Genomic DNA, 16,450 nt, shown 5'->3' with positions numbered 1-16,450 from the left:
TACTATGGATGGGTTTCTATATCTTATAATAGCTCTGCTGATAATACTCATCCCATTCCTAGCTGCGGCTATAAAGATCGTGAGAGAATATGAGAGAGCAGTTATATTTAGATTAGGAAGATTAAAAGGTGTTGCAGGCCCTGGATTGTTTTTCATAATACCCATAGTAGACCAGTTCTTTAAAGTGGATCTGAGAGTTAACACTGTTGATGTGCCTAGGCAGGCTGTTATAACTAGAGATAATGTAAGTGTCTCGGTAGATGCAGTAGTCTACTATAGAGTTGATGATCCTGTGAAGGCTATTGTAAAAGTCTCAAACTACAACTATGCAGTGACACAACTAGCCATGACAACATTAAGAGATGTAATAGGTACCGTAGAACTTGATCAGCTGCTTTCTCATAGAGAAGAGGTTAGCAAGAGAATTCAAATGATACTCGATGAAATGACGGAAGCTTGGGGTGTTAAGGTTGTTGCAGTAACTATAAGAGATGTCGTCCTTCCAGAAGAGCTTATAAAGGCAATGTCTCTTCAGGCTCAAGCCGAGAGAATTAGAAGAGCTAGAGTAATAGAAGCCGAGGGAGAGAGACAGGCTGCATCTATAATGAGAGAAGCAGCACAACTCTACCAAGACTATCCAATCGGAGTTAGATTGAGAGAGCTTCAAACATTTGTTGAGATAGCTAAAGAGAGAGCTTTAATAGTTATCACAGATACCAGTAGAAGCGATAGCACAGCATTAGCAACAGCACTGGCAAGTATCTTGAGTCAAACACCGATATCCAAAGGTTCTAGAGAAGGAGAAGGATCGAAGGTACAGCAGAAATGATGAGACTAAAATATTCTAGCTTCTCCAAGAGATTTTTCAGAGGATCTCTGGTCTTTGTTTTAATACTCTTCCTACTATTGTTATTATCAAATAATTCTGATGCTTCCCAGATCACATATAACAGAGGTTTTATAGATCTCCAGAACCAGACTTCTGTTATTACAAAAGCCTATGTAGCCTATGTGAGAGGAACCATTGATCAGGGAGTTAAAAACTATCTTAGAATAGCATTAGATAAAGCTGAATCAGAAGGAGCTGCGCTGATTATGGATACAAACTCTCCAGGAGGCTTTCTAGGAGATACAATGGATATAACAGATATGATAATGAACTCTAAAGTACCGGTAATAGGATTTGCATCAGGAGATAGTTATAGCGGAGCTACTCTAATACTCATACCCACACACATACTTGCTGTGAATCCACATGCTAATATAGGTGATGCACAACCTGTGACCATAGGTCCTACAGGCGAGATCACACCTATTACAGAGCCTAAGATCATAAATCCTCTCATAAAAAAGTATACCGACATAGCTGAGATAAGAGGGAGAAACGCGACCCTGGTAAGGGAATTCATACTAAATGCCACGGTTGTGAACGGTGTTGAAGCAGTAAGATATAAGGTAGCAGATCTAAATGCTGTATCTCTAGAAGATCTCGTGAACAAGATTAGAGGGAGAGAGGTAAAGATAGGAGATGTAACATACGTGCTCAATATAGAGAGATTGGAAAATGCTCCTGAGTGTATCACATGTAGTGTTCTAAGTCTCTTCTCAGATCCCACGATCAGTGGTATAATGATTACTATAGCAGTATTTTCGATAATATTCTCGATAGCATCAGGACATTTAATAGGAATACCTATAGCACTTATATTCCTCTTTCTAGGTCTTCTAGGCTCTGGATTCAATATCAGTTTAATATCAGTTATAATGATAGTCCTTGGAATAGCATTTCTAGGAGGAGGAATAATCTTAGGAGGGAGCGATGGAGGTATTCTCATAGTTTCAGGTTTAATCTTACTAGGATTAGGAGGAATGTTCCTCCCAGTAGTAGGAAGAGAAATACTCGTGTCAGGAACCGAAGGAGTTTTAACTTCACTATACTATGCATCCCTGGGAATAGGTGTAGGAGCAGGATCTATAGGAGCTTTCATAGCACTACAACTCGTCAGATCCATGAGAATCAGGCATAGAATATTTGAGATTACTGGTAAGGAGGGTGTCGCGAGAGATGAGATAACACCTGAGAAAGAAGGCTTCGTTCTAGTTGAAGGAGAGCTTTGGAGAGCGATCTCAGAAAAGGATTATATAAAACCTGGAGATAGAATTGTGGTAGTCGCGAAGAAAGATTTTCTATTAATAGTGAGAAGAGCATAGATCTGTGGAAGTCTCTTCAAAATTTTATTTATAAGCTCTCATAATGCGTTATTCTGTGGTGGGTTCATGGTGCCAAAGCCTTTGAGATTCGAGGAAGAAGAGGAGGAAGAAGAAGAGGAAGAATGGGAAGAAGAAGAACTGGAGTGGGAGGAGGAAGAAGAAGAGGAGTGGGGAGAAGAGGAAGAAGAAGAGTGGGAGGAAGAGGAGGAGGAAGAAGAAGAGGAGTAATTTTTACAATATAACAATAGTATCCAGATCATTAGCAATGTAGGTGTTTTTAAAAATTTTTCTCGCTTCTCTAAGGATCTCCTCTAGATCGCTGTATCTAGAGCTTATGTGAAATAGGTAGAGTCTTTCTGCACCAGATTCCGCAGCAGCTCTAGCAGCATCCTCGGCGGTGCTATGTCTTGAGATCAATGCTTCTTGAGAGTGTTCTGAGGAGAATGTTGAATCATGAATCATAATATCAACTCCTCTACACCTTTCGATCACTTCTCTACAAAACTCTGTATCTCCGGTGTAGCATATTCTAACAAAACCTCTTCTAGATCTAGCTTCTACTAGATATCCATAGCTCTCTATTGTGTGGCAAGATCTAAAACCTTTAACACTGACTCTATTATAAGTATTAGTAGAAAGAGGATCTCTGAACTCTATGTTGAAAGAGGGCTTGTGACCTGATATTCTTAGAAAAGAATCAACAAGATCTTTTATCATAAGAGGAGCTATGATATCTAGAGTGTTTTTTCTATCATGAAGAGTCATAGATTGAAGCAGTGGAAGAAGTCCTGAGATGTGATCTCCATGGGTATGTGTTAAGGCTATAAATCTTATCCTTTGAATAGATATGCCAGCATCTTGAAGCCTTAGCTGACAGCCTTCTCCGCAGTCTAGAAGACCTATCTCACCCTCGTTTGAGATAGCAATTGAAGGAGCCCATCTCATGAGAGTTGGAGAGCCAGCTCCGGTACCTAGAAAATATATTTTAATCATATTCTTCTAACCTCTATACCCTCTCTAGAAAACTTCTCCTCTAAAGATCTAATATGTGAAGAGCTGAGAGATTTCCTCTCTACTACAAGAAGCTCCACCTTCTCCAAGGTCTTTCTAATAGCCTGATCCACTATTAAAATAAGATCTTCTTCGGAAAGCTCTTTTAAAGCATACCTAGGAATTATATGACTCATGCACACCCCCTCTTCAATGCTTAATCTCGTAAATCTTTCAGAATAATGAGTACCTCCCACACCTATTGCTACACCGTTACAATTTACCCTCAAGCCTGATAAAGTTCTGGCTATCGCTTCAACCCACGCATCATGAAGCACAGGATCCTTCCACTGATCCTCTGTAGAACCTATCTCTAGAAAGACTAGAGGTTTTCTATTAGTGGTAGGACCATGATGAGTGGCTTCAAAGCTTATCTCATAATCTCTATCCAAACCTCTCTCCATAGCAACATCTTTAATGTTTCTTAGAAAAGCATTTGATATAGAAGGTCTTGTATATGATAGCTCCATAGGATTTCCTCCATAGAGATTGCTTCTCCTGGGATTCCCCGTGTAGTGTACTGTAAGGCTGGGTATCTCTGATTCCGATCTATGTCTTGAGAGAATGGCTATGAGATCAGTCTCTGGAAAATATTGATCTAGATATTCAAAGCTTGTGACATCATCTATGAAACCTATGACCCTGATCCTAGAATCACATACTATAGAAGCTTTCAAATCCTCTACACTGCTACATGAGATCCTAAGCCTTCTAGATAGACTTTCTGCAATACCTCTCCCAGCAGGGTCTTGAACACTATAGGCGAAACCGATCATCATCTTATTATACTCAGGAAGAATATAAGAATTAGAATTTTATATAGATGCAATCATATAAAGAAGATGCTGATAATATCATGAAACCTAGCATTACAAATAGATTTAGAGAGGATCTGAGAAACACCCTAGGTAGAGCGTTAGAAAGTCTTCAAAGTAGAGATTTTACTAGGGAAGAAATTATACGACTTTCAAGAGAGATCATAAGATGTTCTGGAAGAGTTATTTCTTACATAGTATCAAAAGATATCGAGAGAGGGATCAGAGAGCTAGAAACATGCAATCATCTTGTATCAAGATTGCTAGAGATATATAATAAAGAGCAAGATCTCGTGAGAGGAGGACTAGGACTTCAAAGTCTTGTAGAATACTGTGAAGCAGTATATCTGGCTAGAGCTTCACTAGATCTGAATATAGAATGTCCTTCCCAGATACCTCCCGAAGCAGTAGTTTTAGGAGTTCTAGATATGACAGGAGAGCTGAGAAGAATAGCTATAAATCTAATCGGAGAATGGGATTTGGAGAGCTCGAGAAAAATCATAGATCTAATGAGAGAAATATACAATCTCTTAAGTCCAATAGATCTTCCAGATGCCATAGCTCCAGGCTTTAGACATAAGATCGACGTTCTAAGAAGAAATATCGAGGATCTAGAGACTTTATATAGTGATATCAGAACTAGAAGAGATCTTATAGAAGCTCTTAAGAATACTAAGAATTCTGAGAACACTTAACCCCTGTAATTCTCTCTATAACCTCTCTAACTGACCTCCTGAAACTCTCTAGATCCTCTCCTTCATTGACAAGCATTATATCAGCCTGAGCAATCACTGATCCTATACCTATGGAAAGCTCCTGAAGATCTCTAGCTTCAAAATCACTCCAAGTCCTGGGATCATCTTCTCTCCCTCTTTTATAAAGCCTCATAAAACGGGTTCTAGGACTTGCATGAACAGCAAGTATAATACATGTTTTGAAGTGGTTTTTAAAGAATCTCAGCTCGTCAAGAGATCTTATTCCATCTATAATAATAATATCTTTTTTAATACCTGCTTCACATATTCTTGAAAGAGTAAGCCTAGCTATTATATCAGATCCTTTCTCAAGTCTTAGATCTGAAGCAATCTTTCTAAAATTATCAGGGGAAGGCTCTAGACCTCTTCGCAGGATCTCTTCTCTGACAACATCACCCATAACATATACTGGTAAACCACATTCTCTTGCTACATCTGATACAAGGCTTTTTCCAGATCCTGGCATTCCTGCGATCAGTATAGCTCTTACACTCCTCAGATCACAGACTATCTCTCTCAATACTCTCAAACATATTTTTGTATAAGTAGAATATGAAATTTTAGAATATAGGAGATCTATATGAGTGAAGTATGCGTATTTGAATGGAGATATGGATCTAATGAGATGAGAAGGATCTTCTCTCGAGAGAATATTCTTAGAAAATATATAGAGGTGGAAATGACACTAGCAAGAGCTCTCTCAGAGCTCTCAGTAATACCATCTGAATGTTATAGAGAACTTCTAGAGTGTTCTAGGAATGTAAATCCTGAGAAGATCAATGCCTACGAGAAATTATACGGTCATGAAATAAACGCTATGATAAGTGCCATAGAAAGAGAGTGCGGTAATTGTGGCAGGTTCATTCATTACGGAGCTAGTAGCGGTGATATTATCGATAGTGCTTGGATTTTAATTCTGAGAGAATCTCTAGAAGTGATCAAGAGCAAGCTTAGAAGAATCCTGGAGAGACTAGCAGATCTCTCCAATTATTATAGAGATCTAATTGTTATAGGAAGAACTCATGGACAGCATGCCGAGCCTATAACATTAGGTTTTAAATTTGCAAACTATCTCTATGAGATCTCTAGATCTTATGAAAGGATCTGTGATAGCGAGAAAAGAGTTTTGAAATGTAAGATCTCTGGAGCCGTAGGAGTTATGGGAGCATGGGAGGATAAAGGTCTTGAGATTGAGAAACTTTTCTCAAAATATATAGGTCTTCCAACTCACGAGATATCAACACAAATCTATTCTAGAGACGGTTTCGCAGAGATAGCATTCATTATGGCTATTTTAGCATCTCAGATAGATAGGTTTGCTTTAGAGATAAGAGAGCTAAGTAGAAGCGAGATTAACGAGGTTTACGAGCTCTCTAAAGGGTATGATAGTAGTAGCATGCCTCATAAGAGAAATCCCATGAGATCTGAGAGAATCTCAGGTCTAGCTAGAGTTGCCAGATCTCTTTCTACAGCTTTTCTGGAGAACATAGTTATAATGCATGAAAGAGATCTCACTAATATGAGTTCTGAAAGGATTCTCATACCTCATCTCTTTCTAACAATAGATCAGATGCTAGAAGATTTTACAAGATTATTAGAAGAGATTAAGATTGATAAGAGATCTATCGAGAGAAATCTCAATCTTAGCAGAGGTGTGATATTTAGCGAGAGAATAGCGCTCAAGCTAGTAGAGAGAGGAGTATCAAGAGAAGAAGCTTTCAGAAAACTTCATGAAATAAGCATGAAGACTATCTCCTCTGAGAGAGATTTTAAGGATATTCTCTTAGAAGATGATCTTATTAGAAGATATTTTTCCATAGAAGAAATAGAGAAGCTTCTCAAGCCTGAGAGTTATCTGGGTTCCTACAAAGAGATCATAGGTAGAGCCGTAGAATACTATCTAAACGCTGTTAATAGATGCTAATAAAAGTCTGTTCAGAGAAATAGTTTGGGGAGTAATACCTTTATGAGCGAGGACAGAGATCTAGCTGAGATGGTTAGGAGAAGTATTAGACTTGCAATGATCGATGTTAATGAAAAAGAGTTTGAAGAGCTTCTAGGCGAGATAAAAACCCTTATGAAGCTGGTTAGAAGACTCGACGAGATCGAGCTAGGACCTGTAGAGCCTTTATTTCATGTATGGGAGAAATCTAACCCTGTCAGAGAAGATCTTGTTGTAGACATGGGCGAAGAGATCTTCGAATGGTTGGCTAGATCTAGTAGAATTGAAGGTAGATTTGTAAAAGCTCCGAAAACTGTAGAGGAGAGGTAGTTGAAAGTTAGATCACTTCGCGAAATAAGAGATCTATGTATCAATAGTTTTTCAGAATGCGAAGAAGAAGTGTATAGAGTTTATGAGAACATTAGAAGATATGAGAATGATCTAAGAGCGTACATAACGCTAAGACCTCTAAAAGAGGTTCTAGAAGATCTGAAGAGATCTATCGAGAGAAGAGGAGTTCTATCAGGAGTTCTGATAGCTGTGAAGGATAATATATCTACTAAGGGTATAAGAACAACATGCGCGTCTAAAATTCTCGAAAATTATACACCACCCTATGATGCCACGATAGTGCTTAGAATAAAAGAAGCTGGTGGGGTGATTATTGGAAAAACAAATTTAGACGAGTTTGCCATGGGATCTACAAATGAGACAAGCTATTTTGGAGTTTCTAGAAATCCCTGGAATAGAGAGCATGTGCCTGGAGGAAGTTCGGGAGGTTCTGCTGTTGCCGTCTCAGCCTATATGACTCATGCTGCTCTGGGGACAGATACGGGAGGTTCTATAAGAAATCCTGCTTCATATACTGGGATCACAGGTTTTAAGCCTACTTACGGTTTTGTGAGTAGATTCGGGATCATAGCATACGCATCTTCATTAGATCAAGCTGGTCCTATGACTCGCAACGTTTTTGACGCTTCTATTCTCATGGATGTTATATCAGGATTAGATCCTCTAGACCCTACCTCGGTAGATCATGGTGTGAAAAGCTTTAGCTCTTATGTTGAGAAAGTAGATCCAGGGTTTCTGAGGGGAAAAACTCTTATAATGATCAAAGAGCTTTGGGAGGGGGTTGAGAAAGATGTTGTAACTACAATCTCTTCATATCTCAATAAACTCTCTTCTGAGGGCTTAGATGTTATAGAGAGATCTCTTCCAGAAGCTTCTTATGCCCTTCCAGCATATTATGTGATCGCTACTGCTGAGGCAAGCTCTAATCTAGCTAGATATCAAGGTATCTTATACGGTCTTATGAAAGATGTTGAGAATACTCACTGGAGCTATTACATGTCTAAGGTTAGGAGTGAGGGGTTTGGGAAAGAGGTTAAGAAGAGAATCATTTTAGGATCTCATGTTCTTAGCGTGGGATACTACGAACAGTATTATATTAAAGCTCTTAAGATTAGAAGGATTCTAAGAGATAAAATAAGAGATATGCTTAGAGATGCAACAGCTATTGTATCTCCTACAACACCTTTCCCAGCGCCTAAAATAGGCGACACATCTAAAGATCCTATGCTCCTCTACCTAGCAGATATGGAGACTGTTATAGCTAATCTCATAGGAGGACCTGCTATAAGTATTCCAGCTGGTTTTGTGAGAGGACTTCCTATAGGGATTCAGCTGACATCTATTCCAGGAAGAGATCTGGATCTTTTAATGCTTGCAAGAGCTTCAGAGCTTAAGACAGGGCTTTATAATCTACTACCTCAGGAGGCTGTGTAGAGGGTTGACTATGAAAGCTGTAATAGGTCTTGAAATACATCTTCAAGTCACATCTTCTAAGACTAAGCTCTTTTGCTCATGCTCCTCAGATTATAGGAGATCTCCTCCTAATAGAAACATATGTCCAATATGTCTAGGACTTCCAGGGGTTCTTCCCAAGCCTAATTCTTATGTTATTGAGAAGGCTTTAATGCTCTCGCTAGCTCTCGAATCTAAGATCTCTTCTCATCTTATCTTCTCGAGAAAACACTACTTCTATCCAGATCTTCCTAAGGGCTATCAGATATCTCAATTCACATATGGTAGGATCTCAGCTATAGCTTACGGAGGATCTCTAGAGATCCAGGTTGGAGGTGTTAGAAAGAAGATTGGTATAAGAAGAATTAATATAGAAGAAGATCCTGCGAAGATAGTCTATCCGGAGAGAGATCCTTGGAAAAGCTCTTATGTTCTAATAGATTACAACAGATCTGGAATCCCTCTAATCGAGGTAGCCACAGAACCAGATCTTGAAAGTGCTGAGGAGGCTGTTAAATTTGTTGAAAAACTTTTAGAGCTTGCGGATCATCTTGATATAACAGATCCTTCTCTAGAGGGATCTTTCAGAGTTGACGCGAACATATCTGTAGAAGGTGGAGAGAGAGTTGAAATAAAGAACATAGGATCTTTAAAGGATCTTGATAGAGCTATAAGATACGAGATTCTCAGACAGAAGAGAATTATAGAAAGTGGTGAAAAGATAAGAAGAGAGACAAGACATTGGGATGATATCACAGGAAGCACTGTATCTGCAAGACATAAAGAGTTCGAGGAGGAATACAGATACATGCCAGAGCCAGACATACCTCCTCTAGAGATATCAGAAGAGTATATAGAAAAGATAAGAAGTTCTATGCCAGAGCTTCCATGGATTATGAAGAGAAGATTTGAAGAGAAGTACAAGCTCTCTGAATATGAAGCTGGGGTTCTCGTCTCGAGAAAATGGCTTGCAAGATTCTTTGAAGATGTTGTGAGAATCTATAAGAATCCTGGGAAGGTTGCAGATCTTCTTATAAATGATTTTCTAGGTAGAGTTAATGAAGCCGGTGGAAGATTTGATCTCGTGAAAGCAGGACCTGAGCAGATTGCGGAGCTTCTAGATCTTCTCGATAAGAAGATCATAAGTATAAAGATTCTGAAGGAGATTCTTGGCAGAGTAATGTTCGAGGGAATAGATCCTAGAAAACTTGTTGAAGAGAAAAATATAACTGTTGTCTCAGAGGATCAGATCCTTGAAGAGCTAATCGATCGAGTTATGAGAGAGAATCCTAAGGCTGTTGAAGATGCGAGAAGAAATCCTAAGGCTATAAACTATCTCGTAGGCCAGGTGATGAAGCTCACACAAGGAAGAGCAGATCCTGAAAAGGTTAATTCTATTCTGAGAAAGAAGTTAGGCTATGAGAAGTGATAGATCTTGTGCATCATAGTAGGAGTCTCAGGAACACCTGGTGTTGGGAAGAGTTATGTCTCAAGAAAACTCTCTACACTTCTAAATGGTGTATACATAGATCTATCTCAGAAGATTTTAGAGGAAAAACTATACCAAGGCTATGATCATGAGAGAGATTCTTATATTGCAGATCCTGATAAGATAAATAGCTTTCTGAGAAGAATCTGTGAAGAGAATAAGAATAGATATATTATTGTTGACAGTCATTATGCGGAGATAATACAGCCAGGGATCTTATGGAGATTATTTGTTCTTAGAGCGGATCCTAGGATTATTGCAAGAAGACTTTGTGAGAGAGGCTGGTCTAAGGAGAAGATCTTGGAGAATGTGGAGGCTGAGATACTAGGTGTATGTCTTTATAACGCAGTTGAAGAACAGGATCCTTTTAAAATATGTGAGATCTTGGAAGAAGATCTTGATAGAGCTGTAGAGAGGATCTTAAGAATAATATCAGGAGAGGAAAAATGTGAGATTCTATACGTGGATTGGCTGAGGATCTTAGAGGATGAGACTCCAGAAGAGATCGTAAAGAGATCTTGTGGCTAGAATTTTTGTACGAGAGTTAACACATATCTTCTTATGAAGTATCTGAACCAGTCGGATAGTATATAGAGAGCTAGTATGTAGATACCTAGAGCTATGAGTCCATGAATTAGAAGGATAGGTAGATCTCTCCATACAGAGAGTATAACTATGTCATAGGCTTTCACTAGAGAGAGATATAATATCGCCATAGTTGATGAGATTATTATAGGGATTAGATCTCCTAATTTTAATCCTATTCTCACATATTTTCTCATCTCAGATAGTGAGAAGAACATGTATGATGTTGAGAGTATCAGAAGAAGTAATGATATTATAAGCATAGAGAGCAGAGGATTTTCCGGGAGGATTCTGAGGGAGAGTGTTATAGAGTACGCTAGAGATGTTATTGAGAATACTGTAGCTCTTATGAAATTTGCGATCCTGACTCTGGCTATGGAGGATGAGAGAAATCCTCTAAGATTCTCAGCCTGAAGATCTCTTCTATCAATTCCCGTAGCTATCGATATCATGAGAGAGGAGAGTGATGATATGAATCCTTCGAATATCATTATAGAAGTTATCATGAAAGCATTGATGTAGAGAGGGTTTAAGAGAGATATTAAAGGTTTAGAGAGAAGGATCATTATTGCTAGAGATGGTATCGATATAGAGAGTGTGAGCATCGTGAGATCCTTGAGAGGATACTTGCTATCCTCAAGAAGTTTAGCGTATATAGCTGTGGAAGGAACTGATGTTAGTTGAATTATAATACCTCTCAAAGAGTATCCTACTCCTAGGTATGAGACTGCTTCATAGGATTTGGATATTATGGTTAAGAAGATCCTGTCAAGATTCCACATAACACTCGCTATAGAACCTGCCACACCTGCTACAGACATTCTCAGCGTATTTATAATCTCTCTCCATACGTGATCTAGATAAAACTTTAGAAGACCTGATCTTCTCAGAAGAATTATTATATATAAAGATGATATGAGTGATGCTATCGCAGGAGAGAGTATAGCTCCTGAAAGCCCCATCTTCAGAGCTCTTATCAAGATAGCAGCTGTGGCAACTCTAGATAATTCAAAAACAAGAGATGATGAAAGAAATATATCAGGTCTGAGGGTTGAGGAGGTGTAGGAGGCGAAAGATGCTAGAGCACTCAAGGAGAGATTGAAAACAAATAATGAGAGATAAATGTATTGAGAGCCTAAATATCCTAGCAAATAACCTGAGAGAAGCAGGAGAATAGAGGATGATAGAACAGCGTAAACTACATTTAGAATAACACCTGCGTAAAGAGCTGATCTAATACCTAGAGCATATCTACGAGCATAGATCCAGCCCCAGAAATCGTAACCCATAGAGAATAGAGGAAGAATAGAAAACCCGAAAACCCAGACAGAGAACTCAGATGAAGAAAGAGATCTAACGACAATAATAGAGAAGAGAAGAGAAGAAAGGAATCTAATAATAAGAGAAACATAGCCGAGAACAATAGATCTAGAGATCCTAACCCTCCACATCAAAAACACACTATAAAATATCTAGAAAAAATTATTTAGAAAATAAATACTGGCTAAATCACCCGCCAAGCTCGGCAGTCACAGGAACCGTATACGCATTACCAGCGTTCGTGAGTATAACAACATTATATGTTATACCAGGCTGTACCTGACAATTGGTGAACTGAACCGTTAAAGTTCCATCATCACCACTTGGGAGTTGAGTCTTACCACCTGATAGTTTTATGTCGGTGGGAGAAGTGGTGCTACAGGAAGGTAGCTCTTTAATATAGACTCTGTTAAATGTCACGATAGTTGTACCTTCATTCTTAATGGTTACTGAGAAATTCACATAGTTGCCGGTTTGGTTAACTACAAGTCTGGCATCCTGGAAGATTTTAAGTTTTTCAGTGGGGCCTGTTGTTGTTCCGAATATCCCGGTGATCCATGCTATCACTATGACTGCTACTGTTAGGGTGACTGCTATGAGAATTATAGTTGCTATTAAGGGTGAAACTGCTTTCCTAACAGATCTCATGTTTCATCTCCTCTTCTATATACACTTCAAAGCTTATATTTAACAACTTCTTTTACCTCGTTTAAAATTTTTCTTTCTTCATCAGCTTCTATAGATAGATTTCATAGTTCTAAGCTTATAATCTATTCGAATATTTTATATTCTATTTATAGCTCTGATATCGATTTCCATCTGGCACACTACACCAAATTTTGAAGATGCAATTAATAAGTCTTAATATATCTTTTTTCAGAGGCTAGAATTAAATGTCTAGATCTACGATGAAGAGATCTAGAGATCACGATAGAGATTTTCTGATTCTAACATTAGTTCAGTTAATCCCTGTAGGCAGGGTTACAACCTATGGCTCTATAGCAAGAGTCGTAGGAGTTCATCCTAGAAAGGTTGCATCTGTTCTTAAGAAGAATAAAAATCCTATAGTGATACCATGCCACAGGGTTGTAATGAGTGATCTGAGGATCGGAGGCTATAGCCTTGGTGTTGATCTTAAGAAAAAACTTCTAGAGCTTGAGGGTGTGAAAATCTCGGGAGAAAGAATTGTATCTAGAGAATATCTCATAGAAATTGATAGAGAACTTATAGGGGCTTAGAGAAAACATGTTTTGAGAAGATAAAAAGATGTGGGCTTAAAATGGTCTCCACAGGAAATGAAGGGGTTAACAACCTCTTGATTCAAGAAATATCTTTATAAACATCTTCTTTTTTCCACCTAATCCAAATTATCCTCTCCTTCTCAAGATATTGAACTGATAACCTATTCGCCGACCCCCACACCCCCTTGTTTCTTATGGAGATATCTAAAAGATTGTTCTAGGGACCCAAATCAAAATGATCTAAGATCTTGTGGTTAGAATATTTTATGATGATAATCGATCGTCTGAGATCAGTATTATGACAACAAATAACTAATACAACGAATGCAAATCATATATGATTTCTCTATACAAATTATTAATCCAGCATACTTCCATGTGAAAATGAGGGGTGGGGCAATCATTCTATGTAGATGATCTCCGTTCATGGGATGACAACCGTCTTAGGGTTTCAGGGGATTCCGTTTAACCTCAGATCTTTGGTGGGATTTAGGTGGTCTGGATAGGAATTGAAGGGGTTAGAATCATGTTCTTTTTTAGATCTTTTGTAGTTAATATTTTCGAGTGATATATTCTAAGGTGTGTTGATGAAGAGATCTGCTCATCTGATGTTTGGAATCGGCATGAGTGTTCTAGCAGGATTTACTCTTCCTCTGGAAAAAACAGTTTTAGTGGTCTTAGGAGGATTAGTAGGATCTACAGCTCCTGATATGGATCTTAGGTTCAGGCACAGGGTTTTTCTCCATAATATAACTTCTTTGATAGTGATATCGATCACGATCTATGTGATTCTCACCTTATTTGGAGCACCTCCAGATCTTCTGAAACCTGTTCTCGCAGGCTTTATCATAGGATATATATCTCATATATTAGGTGATCTGATCACATATAGAGGAGTAGCTCTCTTCTATCCATTCAGCAAGAGAATGTTTAGAACTCCTCTAGGCTCTAGTGATTCTCTGGTTGTAAACTTGATTGGGTATATGCTGGGATTCATCATGATAATCCTCTTCATCTACATGAAACTTAGTTAGTGTTATAAGCTCTCCTGATAGATTAATAGATGGGTATTACAATGAGTGTTAGAAGAAAGAAAGAAGGTCCAGGACCTGTCACAGCAGCAGGTCTTGTATCATTCTATAGAGATGTGGAACCTCTCATCCAATTAAAACCTCTCCTCGTATTTCTGATCACAGCATCATTCACAGCAGCGGTAGCTGTTGCAAGAATATTTCTAACTCCATCCTAGAGCAAGACAGCATGGTGTATCTCATTTGTCTCAAAAACTTGATATTCTCCTCAGAAGATTTTCACGTGGTGAGATAACTTTAACAGACTTTCTAAGAGAGATCACTATGTTCATACCTCCAGGAGAGGATTACGGTGTTCTCATAGGATCCACTTATAATGCTAGTTATTATATAGATAGAGCAGGACCTTTAGTGATCTCTAAAAATATCGATGATAATCTTCCCTTTCTAAATTTCAGAGCTTCCAGAATTAATTTTGGATCGATTCCTCAATGGCTTTTAGAAGAGATAAACCCATGTGATATCATTAGACAGATCATAGATATGAATATTGATTGGCTGAATAAGAATTACGAAGATAATCCTTATCACGTGATTGCTGTAGAGATCTCCAGAATCAAATTTGAAGATATGTGTAAGGAAAACTAGATCTAGAGGATTCTCGGAGAATGAGAATAGGTAAGCTCACACCTGAAGAGCTTAATAGACTCATACTCTCAAGAACAGGTGCTCGAGATCCTAAGGTCATAGTTGGAGGGAGCGTAGGAGAAGATGCTGCAATCATAGATATCGGAGGAGGTCTTGCTCTAGTAGTTCATACTGATCCTATAACAGGATCTCTAGATCTACTAGGGTTCCTAGGGATCATGATTCCTTCAAATGATATAGCGGTGAGAGGGGTGAAACCGTCCTGGGCTTCAGTAAATATATTCCTACCACCCCAGACCACAGAAAGCGAGATAGATAGGATCACAAGACAGATCCACGAAGCCGCAGAAAGACTTTCAATAGCCATTGTTGGAGGACATACAGAGTATACAGATGCTGTGAAAAGACCTGTGATAGTTTCAACTATTTTCGGCATAGGGTCTAGCGATAAAGTGATTACCACAAGAGGTGCTAAGACAGGAGATCTTGTTATAATGACTAAGACAGCAGGTATAGAGGGTACGGCAATCCTAGCAAGAGACTTTAGGAAGATACTCTTAGAGAAGGGTGTTAGTGAGAGTGTTATTAGAAGAGCATCGGAGTATTATAATAAAATATCAGTATTAGAGGAAGCATTAACACTGGCTTCAAAAGGTATTCCCTCCTCTATGCATGATCCTACGGAGGGCGGGATCATTGCAGGACTTGCAGAGATAGCCTATGCATCAGGTAAATCAATAGAGGTTTACATAGAGAGAATACCTATATCTCAAGAGACAAGAGAGCTCTCCGAAGCTATGGGTATAGACCCTCTTAAGATGCTTAGCTCAGGATCTCTTCTCGCATGTGTACCTAGAGATAGAGTTGATGAAGCTCTCTCAGCTCTCAGAGAAAAAGGTATAGATGCTGAGATCATAGGAGAGGTTGTTGAAAAGAAAGAATATCTTCTCAGCCTGATATCAGAGAGTAGAAGAATATATATTAAAAACCCCTATGTAGAGGATCCCGTTATAAAGCTTTTCAACAGCATGCTTGGATAAGAAAATAAGCTCTAATCTCATACTAGAACTTATTAACCTCTTTATAGGATGCCTTATATGGATGAAAATATACTTGAAAGCGATTCATTCTCTCATAACTACAATAATTCTTGTAGCAGTGGTAATAAGCATAGCTCTTCTAGCTATCACATGGATCTATGGAGTTCTCTACACATCAATAAAATCCTCAGACAAGATCCAGATTTTCCAAGATGTGATCTTTGTAAAAAACAGTACGCAAGCCATTCTCAATGTCACCGTGAGAAATCTTGGAGCAACAACGATTCAATTCCAGAAAGCATATATTAAGGGTATTCCCTCATGTGAAACAACCTATTTTCTATCACCCAAGAGTAGGTCTCTGGAGAGTGGTGCCAACACTACTCTTAGCGTGGTTTTCAATGCAACTGATTGCGTAGATAAATTAAAGAATAACGTGCAATATACTATTATAGTGATCTTATCCTCGGGAGAGATGTACCCTATAGAGGCGGTTATGAGACAAGATTGATTTATATAT

General features: G+C 38.6%; 19 protein-coding genes and 1 pseudogene. 15 read left to right on the top strand and 5 right to left on the bottom strand.

Annotated features, from left to right (window positions below):
* Positions 1–4: 4 nt before the first annotated feature.
* The 3 genes from QXS89_00500 to QXS89_00490 all read left to right on the top strand — a co-directional run bounded on the left by QXS89_00500 (position 5) and on the right by QXS89_00490 (position 2,439).
* Entirely contained in the window at positions 5–829 is an 825-nt protein-coding gene (locus QXS89_00500; GenBank protein ID MEM3830675.1) for a slipin family protein, read from the top strand.
* Positions 826–2,211, top strand: a complete 1,386-nt coding sequence (locus QXS89_00495) for an NfeD family protein (protein ID MEM3830674.1) — start codon at positions 826–828, stop codon at positions 2,209–2,211. Before QXS89_00500 ends, QXS89_00495 begins: the two co-directional genes overlap by 4 nt.
* Positions 2,212–2,277: 66 nt before the next feature.
* On the top strand, positions 2,278–2,439 hold the full coding sequence (locus tag QXS89_00490) for a hypothetical protein (protein MEM3830673.1): 162 nt from the start codon (positions 2,278–2,280) through the stop codon (positions 2,437–2,439).
* 3 nt (positions 2,440–2,442) lie between these two features.
* On the opposite strand, the gene QXS89_00485 is transcribed toward QXS89_00490, so the two are convergent.
* Positions 2,443–3,204, bottom strand: coding sequence for a ribonuclease Z (locus QXS89_00485; protein ID MEM3830672.1), 762 nt, complete (start codon positions 3,202–3,204; stop codon positions 2,443–2,445).
* Complete coding sequence (locus tag QXS89_00480; GenBank protein MEM3830671.1) at positions 3,201–4,040, bottom strand: D-aminoacyl-tRNA deacylase; 840 nt, start codon at positions 4,038–4,040, stop codon at positions 3,201–3,203. Before QXS89_00480 ends, QXS89_00485 begins: the two co-directional genes overlap by 4 nt.
* A gap of 77 nt (positions 4,041–4,117) precedes the next feature.
* On the opposite strand from QXS89_00480, the gene QXS89_00475 reads away from it, so the two are divergent.
* Positions 4,118–4,771 carry a hypothetical protein gene (locus QXS89_00475; GenBank protein MEM3830670.1) on the top strand — a complete coding sequence of 218 codons (654 nt, stop codon included), beginning with the start codon at positions 4,118–4,120 and terminating at the stop codon, positions 4,769–4,771.
* Here QXS89_00475 and QXS89_00470 read toward each other — a convergent pair.
* The gene (locus QXS89_00470) at positions 4,749–5,351 is read right to left on the bottom strand and encodes an AAA family ATPase (protein MEM3830669.1); all 603 of its coding nucleotides are present in this window, start codon (positions 5,349–5,351) and stop codon (positions 4,749–4,751) included. The genes QXS89_00475 and QXS89_00470 overlap by 23 nt on opposite strands.
* 60 nt (positions 5,352–5,411) lie before the next feature.
* On the opposite strand from QXS89_00470, the gene purB reads away from it, so the two are divergent.
* The 5 genes from purB to QXS89_00445 are packed head-to-tail and all read left to right on the top strand — an operon-like array spanning position 5,412 to position 10,593.
* Entirely contained in the window at positions 5,412–6,755 is a 1,344-nt protein-coding gene (gene purB / locus QXS89_00465; protein MEM3830668.1) for an adenylosuccinate lyase, read from the top strand.
* A gap of 42 nt (positions 6,756–6,797) precedes the next feature.
* Entirely contained in the window at positions 6,798–7,103 is a 306-nt protein-coding gene (gatC, locus tag QXS89_00460) for an Asp-tRNA(Asn)/Glu-tRNA(Gln) amidotransferase subunit GatC (GenBank protein MEM3830667.1), read from the top strand.
* Positions 7,104–8,558, top strand: a complete 1,455-nt coding sequence (gatA, locus tag QXS89_00455) for an Asp-tRNA(Asn)/Glu-tRNA(Gln) amidotransferase subunit GatA (protein MEM3830666.1) — start codon at positions 7,104–7,106, stop codon at positions 8,556–8,558. It abuts the gene before it with no gap.
* Positions 8,559–8,568: 10 nt separating this feature from the next.
* Entirely contained in the window at positions 8,569–10,005 is a 1,437-nt protein-coding gene (gatB, locus tag QXS89_00450; protein MEM3830665.1) for an Asp-tRNA(Asn)/Glu-tRNA(Gln) amidotransferase subunit GatB, read from the top strand.
* A 6-nt stretch (positions 10,006–10,011) separates the two neighbouring features.
* The gene (locus QXS89_00445) at positions 10,012–10,593 is read left to right on the top strand and encodes an adenylate kinase family protein (protein MEM3830664.1); all 582 of its coding nucleotides are present in this window, start codon (positions 10,012–10,014) and stop codon (positions 10,591–10,593) included.
* On the opposite strand, the gene QXS89_00440 is transcribed toward QXS89_00445, so the two are convergent.
* Both QXS89_00440 and QXS89_00435 read right to left on the bottom strand, forming a co-directional pair.
* Positions 10,590–12,104, bottom strand: a complete 1,515-nt coding sequence (locus QXS89_00440) for a hypothetical protein (GenBank protein MEM3830663.1) — start codon at positions 12,102–12,104, stop codon at positions 10,590–10,592. The genes QXS89_00445 and QXS89_00440 overlap by 4 nt on opposite strands.
* A gap of 55 nt (positions 12,105–12,159) precedes the next feature.
* A complete protein-coding gene (locus tag QXS89_00435; GenBank protein ID MEM3830662.1) occupies positions 12,160–12,618 on the bottom strand; it encodes an archaellin/type IV pilin N-terminal domain-containing protein in 459 nt (152 codons plus the stop codon).
* Between the two features lie 245 nt (positions 12,619–12,863).
* Between QXS89_00435 and QXS89_00430 the strand changes: the two are divergent.
* The 6 genes and pseudogenes from QXS89_00430 (at position 12,864) to QXS89_00405 (ending at position 16,441) form a co-directional block, all read left to right on the top strand.
* A pseudogene (locus tag QXS89_00430) lies at positions 12,864–13,142 on the top strand (MGMT family protein).
* A gap of 656 nt (positions 13,143–13,798) precedes the next feature.
* Entirely contained in the window at positions 13,799–14,245 is a 447-nt protein-coding gene (locus tag QXS89_00425) for a metal-dependent hydrolase (protein MEM3830661.1), read from the top strand.
* A 41-nt stretch (positions 14,246–14,286) separates the two neighbouring features.
* Complete coding sequence (locus QXS89_00420) at positions 14,287–14,460, top strand: preprotein translocase subunit Sec61beta (GenBank protein ID MEM3830660.1); 174 nt, start codon at positions 14,287–14,289, stop codon at positions 14,458–14,460.
* Positions 14,461–14,485: 25 nt separating this feature from the next.
* Positions 14,486–14,890 carry a hypothetical protein gene (locus QXS89_00415; protein ID MEM3830659.1) on the top strand — a complete coding sequence of 135 codons (405 nt, stop codon included), beginning with the start codon at positions 14,486–14,488 and terminating at the stop codon, positions 14,888–14,890.
* A gap of 20 nt (positions 14,891–14,910) precedes the next feature.
* Positions 14,911–15,930 (top strand): AIR synthase family protein, encoded by a 1,020-nt coding sequence (locus tag QXS89_00410; GenBank protein MEM3830658.1) that lies wholly within the window; start codon positions 14,911–14,913, stop codon positions 15,928–15,930.
* Between the two features lie 73 nt (positions 15,931–16,003).
* Entirely contained in the window at positions 16,004–16,441 is a 438-nt protein-coding gene (locus QXS89_00405; protein ID MEM3830657.1) for a hypothetical protein, read from the top strand.
* The last annotated feature ends 9 nt before the right edge of the window (positions 16,442–16,450 follow it).

This window comes from Sulfolobales archaeon (genome assembly GCA_038881635.1).
Classification (GTDB): Archaea; Thermoproteota; Thermoprotei_A; order Sulfolobales; family AG1; genus WYEN01.
Note: the sequence above shows the minus strand (reverse complement) of the source record. Positions and strands in the feature narration are given on the sequence as shown.